The organism is Streptomyces sp. NRRL B-24572, from assembly GCF_002156145.1.
In the GTDB taxonomy this organism is placed as follows: Bacteria; Actinomycetota; Actinomycetes; order Streptomycetales; family Streptomycetaceae; genus Streptomyces; species Streptomyces vietnamensis.
Window position 1 is genome coordinate 1 of sequence record NZ_MWIG01001090.1, and the last position, 550, is coordinate 550.

Genomic DNA, 550 nt, shown 5'->3' on the forward strand with positions numbered 1-550 from the left:
CACCCCGAGCCAGGGCGGCGCGACCCCGGGCGCCCCCGAGACCCCCTCGGCCTCCGCGTCCCCGTCCACGCCGGCCGCCCCCGGCACTCCGGCCACCCCGGGCGAGGCCACCACCGAGCCCGCGACGGCTCCGGCCCCGGCTCCGTCCGCCACCCCGGAGGGTGATCTCGCGACGACCGGTTCGGCCATCGGTCCCGGCGCGATCGGTGCCGCCGTGGCCGCCGTCGCCGTCGGCGGAGGCTTCCTGGCCTTCGCGAAGCGCCGCCGCCGCACTTCCTGATCACACCAGAGCGGTGACGTGTCTCGGCCAAGTCGGCGGTGAACTCCTGACGGGGTGCTGACGCCACATCGAGGATGTGGCTAACATCACGCCAACGCCGGCAGTGCAGCCGGGCCGTTGAGGAGGTGCATGTGCGGTCTGCCCGGAATTCACGTGGTGGGAAAGTGGGCATCTGCGGGATCCGCACCTCCTGGAACACCGTCGGAGACGGCGAGTTCTTCTGCGAGGAGTGCGGGGGCGACCGCAACTACCGGCGGCGCACCGGCCGCC

Annotated in this window: 2 pseudogenes; both read left to right on the forward strand. The window is 73.8% G+C overall.

The features are described 5' to 3' along the window. Positions 1 to 280 (forward strand): annotated as a pseudogene (locus CCN56_RS40435) (hypothetical protein); the annotation flags it as partial. 131 nt (positions 281 to 411) lie between these two features. Next, a pseudogene (locus tag CCN56_RS45425) lies at positions 412 to 550 on the forward strand (TerB family tellurite resistance protein); the annotation flags it as partial.